Here is a 15,947-nt window from a genome sequence, read left to right on the forward strand (position 1 = left end):
TCCTCATCGGTTGGGGCTACTCGGTCGGGGACGGGTGATGTCGCCCTCGGGCCTGCGCGACCCGAGGAGCGTGGGGGTGACGACGCCGAAGACGTCCTCACGGGTGGTGGCGAGCGCGGACTGCAGCGCGCCCGCGCGGACGGCGTTGCCCTGCACCGAAGCGCAGCCGACGGGCGTGCGCGGCAGGACGAGTTCGTGGAGCTTTTCTTCGACGAGCGCGGCGAAGTCCTCGCCGCCCGCGCGGCTGGTGTCCCCGCAGAGGAGCACGAGCTGCGGGTCGGCCACCGCGACGAGGTTGGCGACGCCGCCGGCGACCCGCTTCGCCAGGTCGTGGCGGAACGGGTGGCGCGGTCCGGTTTTCGCGACGGCTTCCCATGCGGTGCCGGCTTCGATCCCGTGCGCGGCGGCGAGCCGGCAGATGGCGGGCGAGTCGACCAGGTTGCCGAACCGGGCGCCGGCCTCGGGCCAGACGTCGCCGGTGTCCACAGTGGCCGGATCGGGCACGCGCATCCAGTCGATCTCTCCGCCACCGCCGGTCGCGCCGCGCAGCAACCGCCGTCCGATCACGACGGCACCGCCGACGCCTTCGGACAGCCAGACCATGACGAAGTCGTCGACGTCCTGCGCCTGCCCGACGCTCATCTCCTCGACGGCGACGAGGTTGACGTCGTTCTCGATGGTGACGTCGACGCCGAGCTCGTCGGACAGCTTCTGCGGGACGTCGAAGCCGAGCCAGCCGGGGATGTGCGGCGCGGAGGACAGCAGGCCGGTCCGCGGGTCGAACGCCCCCTGCGCGCCGATCACGACGTGGGCCAGCCGGTCCCGGGTGATACCGGCTTCCCCGGCGACGTGGCTCAGTGCCTCCCCGAAGGTCCCGACGACGTCGGCCCCTTCGTGCACGGGCAAGGGAGCCCGGTACTCGGCGAGCACGACCCCGGCGACATCGGCGACGACGAAGTCCGCGAAGTGCGGCGTCAGATCGACGGCGGCGACGAAGGCGAGGCTCCCGTTGGCCGCCCAGAGCTGGGCCCGCGGCCCGCGGCCACCGCCCCGAACGCCGGCCTTGACGACGAGGTCGTCCAGCTCCAGCCGGGTGAGCAGCTGCGCGGTGGCGGGCTTCGAGAGTCCGATGGCGAGCTCGAGTTCGGCGCGGGTCAACGGGCCTTCCCGAAGGAGGACCTCGATGGCGGCGCGATCGTTGATCTCGCGCAGCATCCGCGGGCTACCGGCTCGCACTCGTCGCTCCCGACTTAATTAGGATACTTTACAGACGGTTTCCGGGGACTGTAGTGAGCCCGGGCACAGCCGTCAACGGTCTCTTGAAACGGGCGGGTAACGCTTGGGCGGGCCGGTAGACCACCTGGCGCAGGGGTGCACGGGGCGCAACGAAAACGGCCCCGGCGGGTAGCCGGGGCCGTTCAGGTGGTCGCGTTGCGTCGCGGGGCGGTTACGCAGGCGTCTCGCGGGCTGCCGGGATATCGCCGGGTGGCCTCAGGTCGAACTGCTGCCCGGCGCCTGCTTGCCGGCGCCGGGCAGCTGGACACCGCGATGATCCACGGGCGAGCCCGGCTCGACCGGCGATGACGATTCGGGGGCACCGCCGGGCCGCGGCCCTTCGATCCCACCCTCGGCTTCGGTGACCCGCCCGAGGGCGGGAGATCGATTCTCGGACGTGCCCGCCGGCTAGACCTCGGTGCCGATCCGTTGCGCCGGAGCCTCGACGTGCGCCGCACCGGCGGCATCACGGGCCGGCCACTCCGTCAGGTCGAGCCGCGGCAAATTTCTCGACGACGGCGGTTCGGCCTCGGAAATCCCTGGTGCCACTTGAGCCACAGGGGTTCCCCGTCGCCGCGAGCGATCGGGTGAAAAACGGGGGTGTACCGGCCAGGCACACCCCCGCACTCACTCCTCCGCGTCCGCCCAGGCCTTGAGCATCACGCGGGCGATCGACGAGTTGCCCGGCAGGATGATCTCCGCCGCGCCGCCGGCGATCGGGGTCGGGCGGGCGCCCTCGTTTCGCAACTGGCTGTTCTCGAACGCCGCGCGCACCTCCTCGCGGGACACCCACAGCGCCTCTTCGATCTCGCCGTCCGCCGGGACCAGCGGCAACGACCGATCGGCCCGGGCCGTGAAGCCCAGCATGATCGAACGCGGGAACGGCCACGGCTGGCTGCCGAGGTACCGCACGTCCGAGACCGTCGCCCCGACCTCTTCGCTGATCTCCCGGACCACGCAGGCTTCCAGGGACTCCCCCGCCTCCACGAAACCGGCCAGCACCGAATAGCGGCCGGCCGGCCAGATCGGCTGGCGGGCCAGCAGCACGTGCGAGCCGTTCGTGCCCTCCAGCGAATGGACCAGGCAGATCACCGCCGGGTCCGTGCGCGGGTACTCCTCGCGGCCGTCGTTGGTGCACTTGCTCGCCCAGCCGAACTGGATCAGCTCCGTCGGGTGGCCGCAGCGGGTGCAGAACTTGGCTTGACGGCGCCAGAAGCGCAGCGCCTGGGCCGTCGTGAACAGGCCCGCGGACGTGTCGTCCAGCAGGTCGCCGTAACCGCGCAGCTCGACCCAGATCTCGCCGTCGGCGCGCGGGACCTCCTCGACGAAGCCCCAGCTGCCCGCCATCTTCACCGTGTCGGCTTCGCCGGACGGGCCGCCCGGGAGCGACCAGTAGTCGACGTCCTGCCACTCGCCGAGGAACACCGCGTCCGCCGGTGGTGACGAGCCGAAGTCGACCGCCTTGCGGAACGACAGCGTCGACGCGCCTTCGACGACCGGCGTGCGCCCGGCGTCGTCCAGCAGGACGACCCGGGCGTCGGGCCAGCGCGACAGCAAGCGCGAAGGGTTGGTGCGCAAGCCTTCCTGCCGGTCCACAGTGGACCTGGAGAGGGTGGGCGGATCCCCCAGTGCGAACGGAACGGACATCAGGCGGGCTCGCCCACCACGACGTCGCCGAGCGCGAGGAGCTTGCTCTCCAGCACCGCCGCGTCGCCGACCACCACGCCGGTGAACCGCTTGGGGGCGAAGAACTTCAGCGCCGCTTCGGCCACCTCCTCGGCGGTCACCGCGGCCACCCGCGCCGGGTGCTCGTTCAGCCACTCCAGTCCCAGCCCGGTCGAAGCCAGCGCGAGCACCTGCCCGGCCAGCCCGGACTGCGACGACGTCGACGTCAGCAGCGAGCCGATCGCGTACTGCCGCACCGATTCCAGCTCGTCGCCGGCCGGCGGGACCTGGCCGAGGCGGCCCAGCTCGTAGCGGGTCTCCAGCAGCGCCGGGGCGGTCGCGTCGGTCGCGGTGTCCGCGTCGACGTTGACCACCGCGGTGCCGTCGGTGAACTCGAAGCCCGAGTGCGCGGAGTAGGTGTACCCCTTGTTCTCGCGGATGTTCTCCACCAGCCGCGACGAGAAGTACCCGCCGTAGGCCAGGTTCGCCAGCTGCAGCGCCGCGTAACCCGGGTCGGTGCGCGGGACCGTCTGCGCCGAAAGCCGGATCTGCGACTGGACGGCGCCGGCGCGCGGCACCAGCAGCACGTTCGGCCCGGTCAGGTCCGGCAGCGCCGGGAGCCGCACGGCGGCGCGGTCGGACGCCCAGCCGCCGAGCACCTTCTCCAGGTCACCGATCACCGTGGCCGGGTCGAGGTCGCCGACCAGCACCAGCACCGCACCGCGCGGCAGCACGGACGCCTGGTGCAGCGCGCGGACCTGCTCCGGTGTCACCACCGCGACGTCTTCGGCCTTGGGGACCTCGCGGGTGGCCGGGTGGTCGCCGTAGCGGTGCTTCTGCAGGGCTTCCCGCGCGATCGTGCGCGGCTGCGTGCGCGAGACGGCGATCCGCTCGACGAGCCGCTCCTTCTCGCGGGCGATCTCGTCGTCGGCGTACGTCGCTCCGGTGAGGACGTCGCCGAGCACGTCGAGGAACGTCGGGAACTTGTCGGCGAGCGCGGATCCGGTCAGCACCAGGCGTTCCGGGTCGACGCCGGCGCCGATGTCGCCGCCGATCAGCGCCAGTTCGGCGTCGATCTCGATGCGGTTGCGCCGGGCGGTGCCGGTGAGGATCGTCTCCGCGAGCACCTCGGCGGTCGCCGGGTGCAGCGCGTCGTCGCCCGCGAACGGGATCCACAGCCGCGCCTCGACCATCGGCACGGTCGCCTTGCGCACGGCCACCACGCGCAGGCCGTTGCTCAGCTCGGTGTCCACATGGGACAGGTCGGCGGCGGCGCGCTGCGCGCCGAGCGGGGGCAGCGGGCGGGGACCCTGCGCGGTGCGGCCGATCTCCTCCGCGCTGCGGTGCGTTGCCGAAGTCACTGCTCGTTGTTCCCTTCCGAAGCGGGCTTGACCACCAGCACGGCGCGCGCGTCCGGGCGCAGCGCCTTCGCCGCCGCCGAAACGGCTTCCGCGGTGACGGCCGACATCCGGTCCGCCAGCTTGTACACCAGCGACGCGTCGCCGTAGAGCAGCTCGAACGAGCCGAGCGCCAGGGTCCGGGACACCAGGCGGTCGTGCTCCGAGTGCAGGCTCGCCGTCCAGCGGGCCGTCACCTTGCGCAGTTCCTGCTCGTCCGGTGGCGTTTCGGCGAGTTTCTCGAGCTCGTCGTCCAGCGCGGCGAGCACGCGCTCGCGGGGCACCTCGTGCGGGTGGATGAGGGTGATGGTGAACGTGTCGGGGTCGCGGGCCTCGAACGGGCCGAACAGCCCGGCGCCCGCGCCGATGTCGACGACGAGGGGCTCGCGGTGCACCAGCCGCTGCTGGAGGCGGGAGCCGTCGCCGTCGGTGAGCACGCCGGCCAGCACGAGGTAGGCCAGGTAGCTGTCGACGTCGTTGATCGGGTCCGGCATCCGGTAGCCGACGGCGAGCGCGGGCAGCGGGGCGTGCGGGTCGATCGTCTCGCCCTGCAGTTCGCTGGTCGGCAGCGGCTCGGCGAACGACGGGCGCTCCGGCGCGGGCCGGTGCGGGACGTCGCCGAAGTGCTTCCCGATCAGTTCCTTGGCCGCGCCGACCTCGAAGTCGCCGGCCACCGTGAGCACGGCGTTCGCCGGCGAGTAGTAGGTGTCGAAGAACGCGGCGCAGTCCTCGACCGTGGCGCTCTCGAGATCCTCGAAGCCGCCGTAACCGTTGTGCGCGTTGGGGAACGTCGAGTACAGGACCGGCGGGAGGGTGATCCAAGGGAACCCGCCGTAGGGCCGGTTCAGCACGTTCAGCCGGATCTCTTCCTTGACGACGTCGATCTGGTTCGCCAGGTTCTCCGTCGTCAGCTTCGGCGCGCGCATCCGGTCGGCTTCGAGGAACAGCGCGCGCTCGAGCGCGGCGCTGGGCAGGACCTCGAAGTAGTCGGTGTAGTCCGGGTGGGTCGACCCGTTGAACGTGCCACCGCTGGACTGGACGTGGCGGAAGTGCGCGAGCTTCTCGAGGCTTTCGGAGCCCTGGAACATCAGGTGCTCGAAGAGGTGCGCGAAACCGGTGCGCCCCTCCGGCTCGGAGCGGAAACCCACGTCGTAGTGCACGCTGACGCCGACCACCGGCGCGGTCGCGTCGGGGGCGAGAACCACCCGCAGACCGTTGTCGAGGGTGTATCGGACGAGCTCGGGATCGGCCATGGCCCCACCCTACGACGGCGGAGCGGATTGCGGCGTCCGGCCTCGTGAGTGGGAAACAGTGTCCTGACCCTGTTTCCCACTCACGAGGGTGCGGAGGTGGGCGCGGCGGGCACCGGCGAACGCGCCCGCGAGCGCCGCCGCGAAGGATCCGGCCTGGTCAGGGGCGATGTCGCCGGCGTGCCAGTACACCGGCGGCGGGTGCGGGAGCGCCTCGAAGGCGGCCACCCACGGCGCCAGTTCGCCCAGAGCTGACGCGTACGGGAGGCCGCGCGAGAAGACGACTTCGCGCTGGGGCTTCGTGAGGTCCTTCGGCTTGGCCGACGCCAGCGCTTCGGCGACGCCGCGCAGGCGCCGGGCCACGTCGGTGCCCGCCCGCCGCCGCGCGGGCAGCGCCGCCGACGTCACGACGGCGGCGGCCCCGGCCAGGGCGAGGATGACGCCGAGCTGGGCGTAGCCGACGGTCAGCGCCAGCAGCACGGTGAGGAACACGCCGTAGACCACGATCCGGCTCCCCGCCCGGCCGAGGCGCCGGGGGTTCGGGGCGAACCAGCCGCGGCGGACGAGGTCGGCGAGCAGTTCGCGGTCGACGTCGAGGTGACGCCGGCGCAGTTCGGCGACGGTCCCCGCGGCCTCGGCGGCTTCGAAGACGGCACGTTCGAAGGCGGTCAGGTGCTCGTCGGGCGGGTTGCGGCGGGTCAGCCGCCAGTCGCCGTCCTCGGCGCTCACCCACAGGTAGTTGCGGACGGCGAGGTCGAGCACGGTCGCGGCGACGTCGGCGGGCCCGGTGCGCCCGTGCAGCAGGAGGCCGGCGTGGCCCGGCAGCACACCTTCCGGCGACTCGAACTCGCCCCCCGCCGTCACTTTCACGTGAAAGTGCCCACCTGGGGGCCGCACTTTCACGTGAAAGTGCCGCCGGGCGCCCCAGACCAGGGTGGCGGCCAGCAGCAGGAGCGCGGCGAAGCCGGCCCAGGCCCAGCCGACCGGGGCGGTGAGCACGAACGCGCCGGCGATCGTCTTGGCCGGGACCACGACGGCGTTGGCCGGCACGGTGCCGGCGGGCAGCTCGACGGTCGCCGTCATCCGCGCGCCCGCGGCCAGGTTCTGCTGGCTGAACCGGGTCAGCCCGGCGTGGTCGATCTGCGCGGCACCGCACGAGAAGTCGGAGTCCGGCGGCCCGGCGAGGCAGTCCACGGCGGCCGGGATCTTCGGCGCGGCGAAGGAGGCGCGGAGGAACTTCAGCTCGGTGCTCCAGCCGCCGGCCAGCTCCCAGGTGACCCGGTCGCCGGCCACCGCACCGTCCACTGTGTACCGGACGATCGAGGTGCCGGCGGTGAGGTGGACGGTGAAGGCGTCCTGGTCGACGCTCGCCGTCCCGCTGCCTTCGAGGACGACGTCGCGGACCCGGTAGAGCCGGTCGCGGTGGTGGGGCGCGGCGACGCGCAGCGCGACCCGGCGGTCCATCGTGACGCCGGTGGGCACGGAGATCGCTTCGGCGACCGACAGCGAGCCGTCGCGCTCCAGCTTGAGCTGGATCTCGGCGCTCTGCGGCAGGGTGGGCAGCGGGGGCTGGCCGGCCGGCGCCGCGGTGAGGAAGAGCGCGAGCGCGGCCGCGGCGAGCACGGTCAGCGAGCGGTGCGGCCGGACGCGGTGAGCAGCCCGTCGAGCGCGGTCAGGAACGACGGGAAGTGCGCGCCGAACCGCCGCAGGTCGGGGTCGGCTTCCATGCCGCCGTACCAGTACAGCCCGGCCGAGCCGTCCGCCGCCGGGTTCAGCCCGGCGAACGCGCCGAGCCAGCGTTCGGTGTCGCCGAGCACCACGGCGTAGGGCAGCGACCGGGAGAACACCAGCTCGCGGTCGGCGGGCGGGATGTCCTCGGCCTTGGCGGTGTGCAGGTAGTCGAGCAGGCCGCGGACCTGACCGGCCAGCGCCCGGCCGCGCGCGGTGCGGGTCGGCAGCAGCGCGGCCGCCGCGACGACGCCGAGCCCGGCCAGCGCGACGGCGACGCCGAGCAGCGCGTCCCCGACGGTGAAGGTGAGGACCGCGGTGGCGGCGAGCCCGAGCGCGAAGATCCCGGCCCCGAGCCAGGTCAGCCGTCCGCGCGCGCTGCCGGGACGGCGGGAGAACCAGCGCTTGGTGACGACGTCGGCGTACATCGCGTCGCTGATCCGGCGCAGGTCGAGCCCGCCGCGGGCGCGCAGCTGCGACACCAGGACGGTGTCGGTGCCCTCGGGCAGCAGGGTTTCGTAGACGGCGCGCTCGAAGTCGTGGAGGTGCTCGTCCGGCGGGTTGCGGCGGGAGATCTGCCAGTCTTGCCCTTGGGGCCCGGGGATTTCGGCCAGCCAGAGGTAGTTGCGGACGGCGAGGTCGACCACGGTGGCGCTGATGTCGACGACGTCGACGGTCTCGTCGACGACCGTGCCGACCTGGCCCGGCAGCACGCCGTCCGGGCTGGCGAAGAAGACGCGGTCGCCGTCGCGGAGGAGGACCTCGACCGGGCCGGTGGCGGTGCGCAGCGCACCGGCGTCCTGCTTGCGGCGCCGCCACACGAAGATCCCGGCGGCGACGAGGAGGACGAGCAGGACCGCGAAGCCGGCGCCGGTCAGCGGGGTCAGCGCGAAGGCGTTGGCGAGCAGGCCGATGTCGGCGAACTTCGCGGTGGCCGGCGCGGTGCCGGCGGGCAGCCCGACGAGCAGGTCGACGCGGTCACCGGGCCGGACGTCGTTCTGTTCGAGGCGCACGACGCCGGTGTGGTCGAGCTCGGCGAGGGTGCAGCGCTGGCTCGAGCCGACGGGGCCGGCGAAGCAGTCCACCGGGGACAATTCTGGCGAGGGCGCGAGGAAGGACGCGGTGAGCTTGGTCAGCGGGGTGTCGAAGCCGCTCGCGACCTGCCACCGCGCCTGCTGACGGCCACCCTGGTCGGCGATCGCGCCGTCGACGAGGTAGGTGACGGTGCCGGCGCCCCCGGTGAAGGTGAGCACGAGCTGGTCACCGGTGAGCTGGCTGCTCGCGGCGCCTTCGGCCTTGACGTCGCGGACGGCGAAGACGCGGTCCTGGTCGTCGCTCGCGGGCACGCGCAGCGGGACGCGGGAGGTGAGCTGCTTGCCGCCGGGGACGGTGACCTTTTCGGTGACGGAAAGGGAGCCGTCGCGCAGGACCTTGAGGGCGACGTCGGCGACCGGGCCGTCCGGTGGCTGGAGGTTCTGGCCGTTCAGCTCCTGGGGCTTCGGCACCAGGTCACTCGGCTGGTTGGGCAGACTGGGCCCGGCGTTCTGCGCGGCCGCGCTCCCGGCGCCGAGTACCCAGGCCACGACGACGATCGCGGCCGTGGCCCCCCATTTCATCGACACAGCACCACACCCTAGAGCACTCGATCTATGCTGACGCCCGGAACGGCGAGATCACCGCAGGTACGCCGCTTCCGACGGGGAAAAGTCTTGGGGGGTTCCACTCGATGACGCACGGCCCGCAGGGTCCTGGTCCGTTCGACCCGCGCCGCCCGCCACCGGGGGCCCGACCGTTGCCGCCGCCGGCTGCGAGGCCGTTGCCGCCGGGGAGGCCGGGAGCGGGTGGGGCGCCTGGGTCTGGTGGCGCGCCTGGGCAGCCGCCGCACCCCGGCAACAATCCCGGCGCCCCTGGGCAGGACCCCAGCGCACCCCGGCAAGGCCCCGGCGGACCTGGGCACCCGCCGCAGCATCCCGGCAACCACCCCGGCGCGCCCGGGCAGCGCCCCGGCTCAGCCGGACCCGAGCACCCGCCGCAGCATCCCGGCAACCCCGGCGCACCTGGGCAGGGCCCCGGCTCAGCCGGACAGGGCCCGCAGGACCCCGGCTCGGCTGGGCAGCAAACAGCCGGCGCGCCAGGTCATCCGCAGCATCCCGGCAACCACCCCGGCGCACCCGGGCAAGGCCCGCAGAGCTCAGGCGCACCCGGGCAAGGCCCGCAGGGCCCCGGCGCACCCGGGCAAGGCCCGCAGGGTCCGGGCACGCCCGGGCAGCGGGCCGCCGGTGCACCAGGCCACCCGCAGCAAGGCCCAGCCGGCACGCCCGGTCAACCGCCGCGCTATCCCCCGCCGCCGCAAGGGCCTGGGCGTCCGCAAAGCACCGCGCCCTACGGGCCGCCGACCGGGCCGAGTCCAGTTCCTCCCTTCGGGTACCCCGCGCCGCCGCCCGCGCGGAGTCCGCTTCCGCCGCCCGCCGCCGCTCCGGCCGCCTTCGTGCCCGGGTACGCCGCGCCGCCGCCCTACGCTCCCTACGGCACTCGCTTCGCGCCCTACCCCGCCAAGAAATCCAACACCGGGGTGATCGTCGCCGTCGCGATCTTCGCCATCGTCGCCGTTGCCGGGGGCCTGGTCGCCGCCGTCGCGCTGATCGGGGGCGGGCACACGCGGCACGTCGCCGACGCCGGGTACTCCAGCACCTACCCGACCAGCACCGAAGAAACCACCGAGACGACCGAGACGACCACGTCGTCGTCCTCGACCACCGAGGCAACGACCCGGACCTCCGCGCGCGAGACGCCGACGTCGCAACCGCCGGCCGGCCCCCGCTCGGTGGTCGCCACCGGGAACAACCCGCTGTTCGGCAGCGCGAACTACGGGCTGCAGAACGTCTCGTGCTCGCTGAGCCGCTGGGCGACCGACCAGAACAGCGCCACGAAGTTCTTCCAGTCCGCCATCACCTGCCTCGACGCGATGTGGTCGCGCATGCTCGGCGGCGTCGACCTGCCGTTCGAATCGCCGAACCTGGCCGTGCCGCGGTCGCTTTCCGAGTCCTCGACGCCGTGCGGCAGCGGGGGCACGACCACCGGCGTCACGCCGTTCTACTGCCCGAGCAACAACACGATCTACATGCCGATGGACCGGATCGAGATCGACGTCTGGGGCAACCACCCCGGCCCGTACCTGTCGATGCTGGCCCACGAATACGGCCACCACGTGCAGAACATGGCGGGCATCTCGGAGGCGTACGGCAACCAGCGCTACGACGCCGGCGCCGACTCGGCGGCGGGCCTGGAGCTGTCGCGGCGGATGGAACTCGAGGCGCAGTGCTTCTCGGGCATGTTCCTCGGCTCGGCGTCGGTCTCCGGCGGCTCGGTCGACAAGAAGATCTACAACGAGGCCTGGAACGCCCAGGACCGCGGCGACGACTACGCCCGCAACGGCAAGCGCGACCACGGCAGCGCCAAGCACAACATCTCCTGGTGGCAGCACGGCGCGACGACCAACCGCAACCAGCAGTGCAACACGTGGCTCGCGTCCTCGGGAGACGTTTCCTGAGCCGATGACCGGTTTCCGCGCGGTGTTCGAACGAGCTTGAACCCTCAGCTCGGCGGCGTGAACGGGTTGGCGGGCAGCCCGGACGGCGGTGTGTCCGCATCAGCCGAGGACGCGGGCGCGGGCGCGAACCCCGGCCCCGTCGCGGCGGACGGCGTCCCGTACCCCTGGCCCCGCGCCGCCTGCACGCGGGCCGTGTACGCCTGGACCGCGCGGGCGTGGTCGCGGTTGCGCCGCTCCGCCAGCACCGCCGCCAGGAACGCCCACGCCGGCACCCCGGGCGGCACCGGCGTCCCCAAGGCCTCGCTCACCTGCCGCGCGAGGCCCCAGCCCAGCGCTTGCGCCGCTTCCGGGCGGAGCTGGGCGAAGCGGGTCAGGAACTGGCGGCTCGCCAGGGCGAGGTCGTCCGGGAGCCGCGTCAGGTCGAGGTGGGCCGCCCAGCCTTCGAGGCCCGGGGGCATCGCCATCGCCGGGTGACCGGTCGTTTCGGGGACGCGCTCGCGGACCACCAGCGTCCCGGCCAGGAAGTCGCCCACCCGGCGACCGTCGGACGAGCAGAGCGACACGATCACCGCCACCGCGCCGAACAGGCCGAGCGTCCAGAAGTCGACGACGAAGCCGGCGAGCCCGCGGACCAGGGCGTGCCGGAAGCGGATCGGGCCGCCGTCGACGCGGACCACGCGCAGGCCGACCGCCATCTTGCCGAGCGAGCGGCCGCGCGAGAGCGTCTCGGCCAGCACCGGGTAGCCGACCAGGATCAGCACCACGATGACCAGGATCAGCGTCACCGCGAGGGCTTCGTCCTCGCCCGGCACCGTCAGCGTGAGCACGATGAACGCGGCCAGCAGCAGCGCGAACTGGATGAGGACGTCGAGCGCCATCGCCAGCGCCCGGCTGGCGAGCTTGGCGACGCGCAGGTCCAGGACGACGGCTTCGCCGGTGACCAGCTCGGATTCCTCGTGCACGCGGCCCAGCGTATCGACGGATAGGGTGACGGCGTGGATGTGGACGTCTTCGTCGCGGCGCACGCGGCGGAGTGGAACCGGCTCGGCGAGCTGACCCGGCGCGGCGGCAAGCTGACCGGCGCCGAGGCCGACGAGCTGGTGACGCTCTACCAGCGGACGGCGACGCACTTGTCGATCGTCCGGTCGGTCGCGCCCGACCCGGCGCTGATCGGCCGGCTTTCCGAGCTGGTGGCGCGCGGCCGGTCGGCGATCTCGGGGTCGCACAACCCGGCGTGGCGCGAGGTCGCGCTGTTCTTCACGCGCCGCTTCCCGGCCGCGGTGTACCTGTCGCGGCGCTGGTGGATCCCGGCCGCGCTGGTGTCGATCGCGGTGATGGCGGTGATCGCGGTGTGGGTGGCGGGCGATCCCCACGTGCGCGCGTCGATCTCCACCCCGGACGAGCTGCGCGAGCTGACCCGGCCCGGCGGCGAAGCGGAGAACTACTACTCGACGGGCCCGGCGGGCTCGTTCGCGGCGCGCGTCTGGACGAACAACGCGCTGGTGGCGGCGAACTCCCTGTTCCTCGGCATCGCGCTCGGCATCCCGGTGATCGGCGGCCTCTGGCTGAATTCCCTGAACGCGGGCGTGATCATCGGCGCGATGAGCGCGGCCGGCCGCGGCGACGTGATGATCGGCCTCCTGCTCCCCCACGGCCTGCTGGAACTGACGGCGGTCTTCGTGGCGGCGGGCACGGGCCTGAAACTCGGCTGGACGGTGATCGACCCGGGCCGCCGTTCACGGTCGGCGGCGCTGGCCGAACAGGGCCGGTCGGTGGTGGTGATCGCGCTCGGACTGGCGTGCGTGCTGCTCGTGACGGGCATCATCGAGGCGTTCGTGACGCCGTCGGGCTGGCCTACGTGGATTCGGGTGGGGATCGGCGTGGTGGCCGAGGTGGCTTTCCTGGTTTACGTCTTCACGCTCGGGAGACGGGCGGCGAAGGAAGGCGAAGTGGGCGATCTGGACGCGCGGGACGCTGGGGACGCGCTGCCGGAGTCAGGCTAAAGCTCGACCGCCGAAGGGTACTTCCTTCGAACGAACTCAGCATAACCCTCGTCGGAAACCCGAACAGCCGTTCGCACTACACCTACCTGACTGAAATCATATCCGGTCGATTCAACATGAAGAGCCTTGGAGAGTCCTTTACTGAGCTTTTCGTCGAGCTGACGGATCGACAAGATTCCCACCGCAGCGAACTCCTCGACGAGCTCGGAAACATGAGCTGGGTTCGTCTTCATTCGGCCAGGAAGATTCCTGTCCAAGTAGGCCTGCATCGAACTCAAGTCGAGCGGACGGTCGCCTCCTTCCTGAAAGGCATCCGCCACGTCCTGCACGGCTTCATCCTGCGACCTCCTGGCCGCACTCAGCAGGGACTGGAACTGCCTGTCCGCCACATAGAGCAGCCCGCTCAGAGCATGAAAGTCCCTGCGCAGGTCCTGAGGGATACTGCTCTCACCCTTGTACGCCAGGTGGTGGGACAGGTTCGCCCACGCATCCATCAGCAACGTCCGGCACTGGATCTCGAACTTCCGCCCCTTGATCCGGTCATACCGCCGCCCATGGAACTCGGGACGTAGCCGACAGATGTAGTGCTGGGACATGTACCCGAACGAGGCCACATCCGCGCCGCTGACTTTGTCCTCCACATCGAGCACGTCGAACTCGTCGTGGATGATCTTCGCGAGCTTGGGCAGGTCATCGGTGAAGAGGCAGACCACACGCAGTCCGACCAGGTCTTCGGTGTCCTCCATCGGATCCCGGTACTTCTTGCGCTCGATCTTCTCCAGGAAGCTGCCCCGCTCCTTGACCCGGCCCGTGATCGAATGGATCTTGATTTCCCGCAGGTCATCGGATTCGCGCAGACCGTGCAGCGCCTCTTCTTTCAGATCCTCCAGGTCCTTGAGCCGTGAATCGTAGAGCCTGCCCGGATCAGGATCAGGAGAATCGCTCACCCCGGCATGGTACCCGCCCCGAAAGAATCGAGACTCAACACAAGCACGACCCCTCGAAGGCGATCGACGATCCGTCCTCCAGGCCCGCCGACCCGGCGAACCGCGCCTCGAACTCCCCTACCTCCGTCAGCACCACCTTCGGGCTCGACGCCGACCCGTCCGCGCCCGTCTTCACCGTCACCGTCTCCCCACCTCCCTCGAACACCAACGCGCTCTTCGGACGCGCCGCCCGCACGAAGAACGTCACCGGGACGTCCGCCGCGGGTTGGCCGTTCTCGCCGATCACCCGGACCACGAACGGCGCGCCCGGGTCCTTCGAAGCCAGCCGCTGACCGTTCCCCGACAGGATCGCCAACGTCCGCCCGCCCGCGGCCCACGTGTTCGCGATGCCCGTCAACGAACAGACTTCCTGGTACAGCCGCGCTCCCACCGAAGCGCTCTCCGCCGTCAAACACCGCGCCGTCGCCACGTTCGCGATCTCCACCAGACCCGGCAGCCCAGCGACCCGCCGCCACGCCTGGTGCTTGTCCGCCGCGTCGCACGCGGCCAGCTTCACCGCGACCCCGTCGACCGGGCTGGAAGCCGTCAAGCACTGTCCACTTGAGACATTCGTGAGGTGCTGCGAACCGTACGTCCACGCAGCACCCGCGTCCCCCGCGTCCGCCAGCACCGGCCGGCCGGAAACCACCGCCAGTGAGAGCTTGCCGCCACCGTCGGCGAGGTACAGCGGGGTCCCCTCGGAGACCGGCGCCGAAGCGAGTGCCAGTGCCACCGCCATGAGCTTGAACATGCTTCGGGCTTAACAGGCCGAACGGACGTTCACCACCGCAGCCACCCGTTAGAGCCGGCCCGCCGCCTTCAGCGCCAGATAACGGTCCGCCAGCGCCGGGGGCAGCTCCTCCGGGACCGCGTCCACCACGCTCACCCCGTGCCGCCCCAGCCGCTCGGTCACGCGCTGCCGCTCGGCCACCGTCCGCGACGCCGCCGCCGCGTCGTACACCGCTTCCGCGTCGCCGCGGGCGGTCAGCATCTCCGCCACCCGGGGGTCCGCCACCGACGCCACGATCAGCTCGTGCCGCGCGGTCAGCGAGCTCAGCACCGGGAACAGGCCTTCCTCCAGCGGCGCCGCGTCGAGGCCGGTCAGCAGCACGACCAGCGCCCGGCGCCGGGTCCGCTGCAGCACCTCCGCGACCATCCCGCGCGCGTCCGTCTCGATCAGCGACGGCTCCAGCGGCGCCATCGCGTTCACCAGCGACGTCAGCAGCGCCGCCCCCGACGAGCCCTGCACCGCGGCCCGCAGCCGGCGGTCGTAGGCCAGCAGGTCGACGCGGTCGCCCGCCCGGGAAGCCAGTGCGGCCAGGAGCAACGCCGCGTCCATCGCCGCGTCCAGGCGGGGCGCGTCGCCCACACGGCCGGCCGAAACGCGGCCCGTGTCGAGCACCAGCACCACGTGCCGGTCGCGCTCGGGGCGCCACGTCCGGACCATGACGTCGGCCGCCCGCGCGGTCGCCCGCCAATCGATCGAGCGGACGTCGTCGCCGATCACGTACTCGCGCAGCGAGTCGAATTCCGTGCCCTGGCCCCGGATCAGCACCGCGTTGCGGCCGTCGAGCTGCTGCAGCCGCGCCAGCCGCGACGGCAGGTGCTTGCGGCTGTGGAACGGCGGCAGCACGCGGACCGTCCACGGCACCTCGTGCGAACCCTGCCGCGCGGCCAGGCCCAGCGGCCCCACCGACCGGACCGTCACCCGCGCCGCCGTCCGGTCACCGCGCCGCGTCGGACGCAACGCCGTCACGAAAGCCCGTCGCTCCCCCGCCGGGACCTTCACCGCGTGCCGGTCCAAGGCACCCGCCGAAGGTGGCCACGCGTCGCGCAGCGCTCCCCGCACGGTCCGGCCGCCGGGGTTGGCGACCACCAGCGTCACCTCGCACGGCTCCCCGAGCCGCACCGAAGTGTCGCCGGAGCGCGAAAACGTCAGCGCCCGGACGCTGCCCGCCAGCACCAGGTCGACGACGACCAGCACCAGCAGCACCCCGCCGACGGCCAGCAGCCCGGCGTCCGACGGCGCCAGCAGCCCGACCACCAGCGCGCCGAAGAGCGCCAGCAGCCCGAGCCTCCCGGTGACGGCCATG

The 15,947-nt window shown here is 72.3% G+C and carries 12 protein-coding genes; 2 read left to right on the forward strand and 10 right to left on the reverse strand.

Annotated elements, in window-relative coordinates; translation table 11 throughout:
• Positions 1-3: 3 nt before the first annotated feature.
• The 6 genes from AB0B33_RS16780 to AB0B33_RS16805 all read right to left on the reverse strand — a co-directional run bounded on the left by AB0B33_RS16780 (position 4) and on the right by AB0B33_RS16805 (position 8,931).
• Positions 4-1,215, reverse strand: coding sequence for an ROK family transcriptional regulator (locus AB0B33_RS16780; RefSeq protein WP_360772774.1), 1,212 nt, complete (start codon positions 1,213-1,215; stop codon positions 4-6).
• A gap of 687 nt (positions 1,216-1,902) precedes the next feature.
• Positions 1,903-2,922: an NAD(+) diphosphatase gene (nudC, locus tag AB0B33_RS16785; RefSeq protein WP_360772199.1), complete on the reverse strand. Its 1,020-nt coding sequence runs from the start codon at positions 2,920-2,922 to the stop codon at positions 1,903-1,905.
• Positions 2,922-4,301, reverse strand: a complete 1,380-nt coding sequence (locus tag AB0B33_RS16790; RefSeq protein ID WP_247014460.1) for a pitrilysin family protein — start codon at positions 4,299-4,301, stop codon at positions 2,922-2,924. The genes nudC and AB0B33_RS16790 overlap by 1 nt, the downstream gene beginning before the upstream one ends.
• Positions 4,298-5,590, reverse strand: a complete 1,293-nt coding sequence (locus AB0B33_RS16795) for a pitrilysin family protein (RefSeq protein ID WP_360772202.1) — start codon at positions 5,588-5,590, stop codon at positions 4,298-4,300. The genes AB0B33_RS16790 and AB0B33_RS16795 overlap by 4 nt, the downstream gene beginning before the upstream one ends.
• Positions 5,591-5,599: 9 nt before the next feature.
• Positions 5,600-7,210, reverse strand: a complete 1,611-nt coding sequence (locus AB0B33_RS16800; protein WP_360772205.1) for a DUF2207 domain-containing protein — start codon at positions 7,208-7,210, stop codon at positions 5,600-5,602.
• A gap of 2 nt (positions 7,211-7,212) precedes the next feature.
• Positions 7,213-8,931, reverse strand: coding sequence for a DUF2207 domain-containing protein (locus tag AB0B33_RS16805; protein WP_360772777.1), 1,719 nt, complete (start codon positions 8,929-8,931; stop codon positions 7,213-7,215).
• 872 nt (positions 8,932-9,803) lie between these two features.
• On the opposite strand from AB0B33_RS16805, the gene AB0B33_RS16810 reads away from it, so the two are divergent.
• Positions 9,804-10,865: a neutral zinc metallopeptidase gene (locus AB0B33_RS16810; RefSeq protein WP_360772208.1), complete on the forward strand. Its 1,062-nt coding sequence runs from the start codon at positions 9,804-9,806 to the stop codon at positions 10,863-10,865.
• A 44-nt stretch (positions 10,866-10,909) separates the two neighbouring features.
• On the opposite strand, the gene AB0B33_RS16815 is transcribed toward AB0B33_RS16810, so the two are convergent.
• A complete protein-coding gene (locus tag AB0B33_RS16815) occupies positions 10,910-11,827 on the reverse strand; it encodes an RDD family protein (RefSeq protein ID WP_360772211.1) in 918 nt (305 codons plus the stop codon).
• A 33-nt stretch (positions 11,828-11,860) separates the two neighbouring features.
• On the opposite strand from AB0B33_RS16815, the gene AB0B33_RS16820 reads away from it, so the two are divergent.
• A complete protein-coding gene (locus AB0B33_RS16820; protein ID WP_360772213.1) occupies positions 11,861-12,868 on the forward strand; it encodes a stage II sporulation protein M in 1,008 nt (335 codons plus the stop codon).
• On the opposite strand, the gene AB0B33_RS16825 is transcribed toward AB0B33_RS16820, so the two are convergent.
• The 3 genes from AB0B33_RS16825 to AB0B33_RS16835 are packed head-to-tail and all read right to left on the reverse strand — an operon-like array spanning position 12,865 to position 15,946.
• Complete coding sequence (locus AB0B33_RS16825; RefSeq protein ID WP_360772217.1) at positions 12,865-13,815, reverse strand: hypothetical protein; 951 nt, start codon at positions 13,813-13,815, stop codon at positions 12,865-12,867. The genes AB0B33_RS16820 and AB0B33_RS16825 overlap by 4 nt on opposite strands.
• A 34-nt stretch (positions 13,816-13,849) precedes the next feature.
• On the reverse strand, positions 13,850-14,605 hold the full coding sequence (locus AB0B33_RS16830) for an RICIN domain-containing protein (RefSeq protein ID WP_360772220.1): 756 nt from the start codon (positions 14,603-14,605) through the stop codon (positions 13,850-13,852).
• Between the two features lie 48 nt (positions 14,606-14,653).
• Positions 14,654-15,946, reverse strand: a complete 1,293-nt coding sequence (locus tag AB0B33_RS16835) for a DUF58 domain-containing protein (protein WP_247014468.1) — start codon at positions 15,944-15,946, stop codon at positions 14,654-14,656.
• Position 15,947: the final 1 nt, after the last annotated feature.

The organism is Amycolatopsis sp. NPDC049159 (assembly GCF_040648295.1).
In the GTDB taxonomy this organism is placed as follows: domain Bacteria; phylum Actinomycetota; class Actinomycetes; order Mycobacteriales; family Pseudonocardiaceae; genus Amycolatopsis; species Amycolatopsis pretoriensis_A.

Coding starts and splice junctions, on each gene's coding strand:
- AB0B33_RS16805 (WP_360772777.1), bottom strand. CDS start 8,931: ATGAAATGGGGGGCCACGGCCGCGATCGTCGTCGTGGCCTGGGTACTC.
- AB0B33_RS16795 (WP_360772202.1), bottom strand. CDS start 5,590: ATGGCCGATCCCGAGCTCGTCCGATACACCCTCGACAACGGTCTGCGG.
- AB0B33_RS16830 (WP_360772220.1), bottom strand. CDS start 14,605: ATGTTCAAGCTCATGGCGGTGGCACTGGCACTCGCTTCGGCGCCGGTC.
- nudC (WP_360772199.1), bottom strand. CDS start 2,922: ATGTCCGTTCCGTTCGCACTGGGGGATCCGCCCACCCTCTCCAGGTCC.
- AB0B33_RS16835 (WP_247014468.1), bottom strand. CDS start 15,946: ATGGCCGTCACCGGGAGGCTCGGGCTGCTGGCGCTCTTCGGCGCGCTG.
- AB0B33_RS16780 (WP_360772774.1), bottom strand. CDS start 1,215: ATGCTGCGCGAGATCAACGATCGCGCCGCCATCGAGGTCCTCCTTCGG.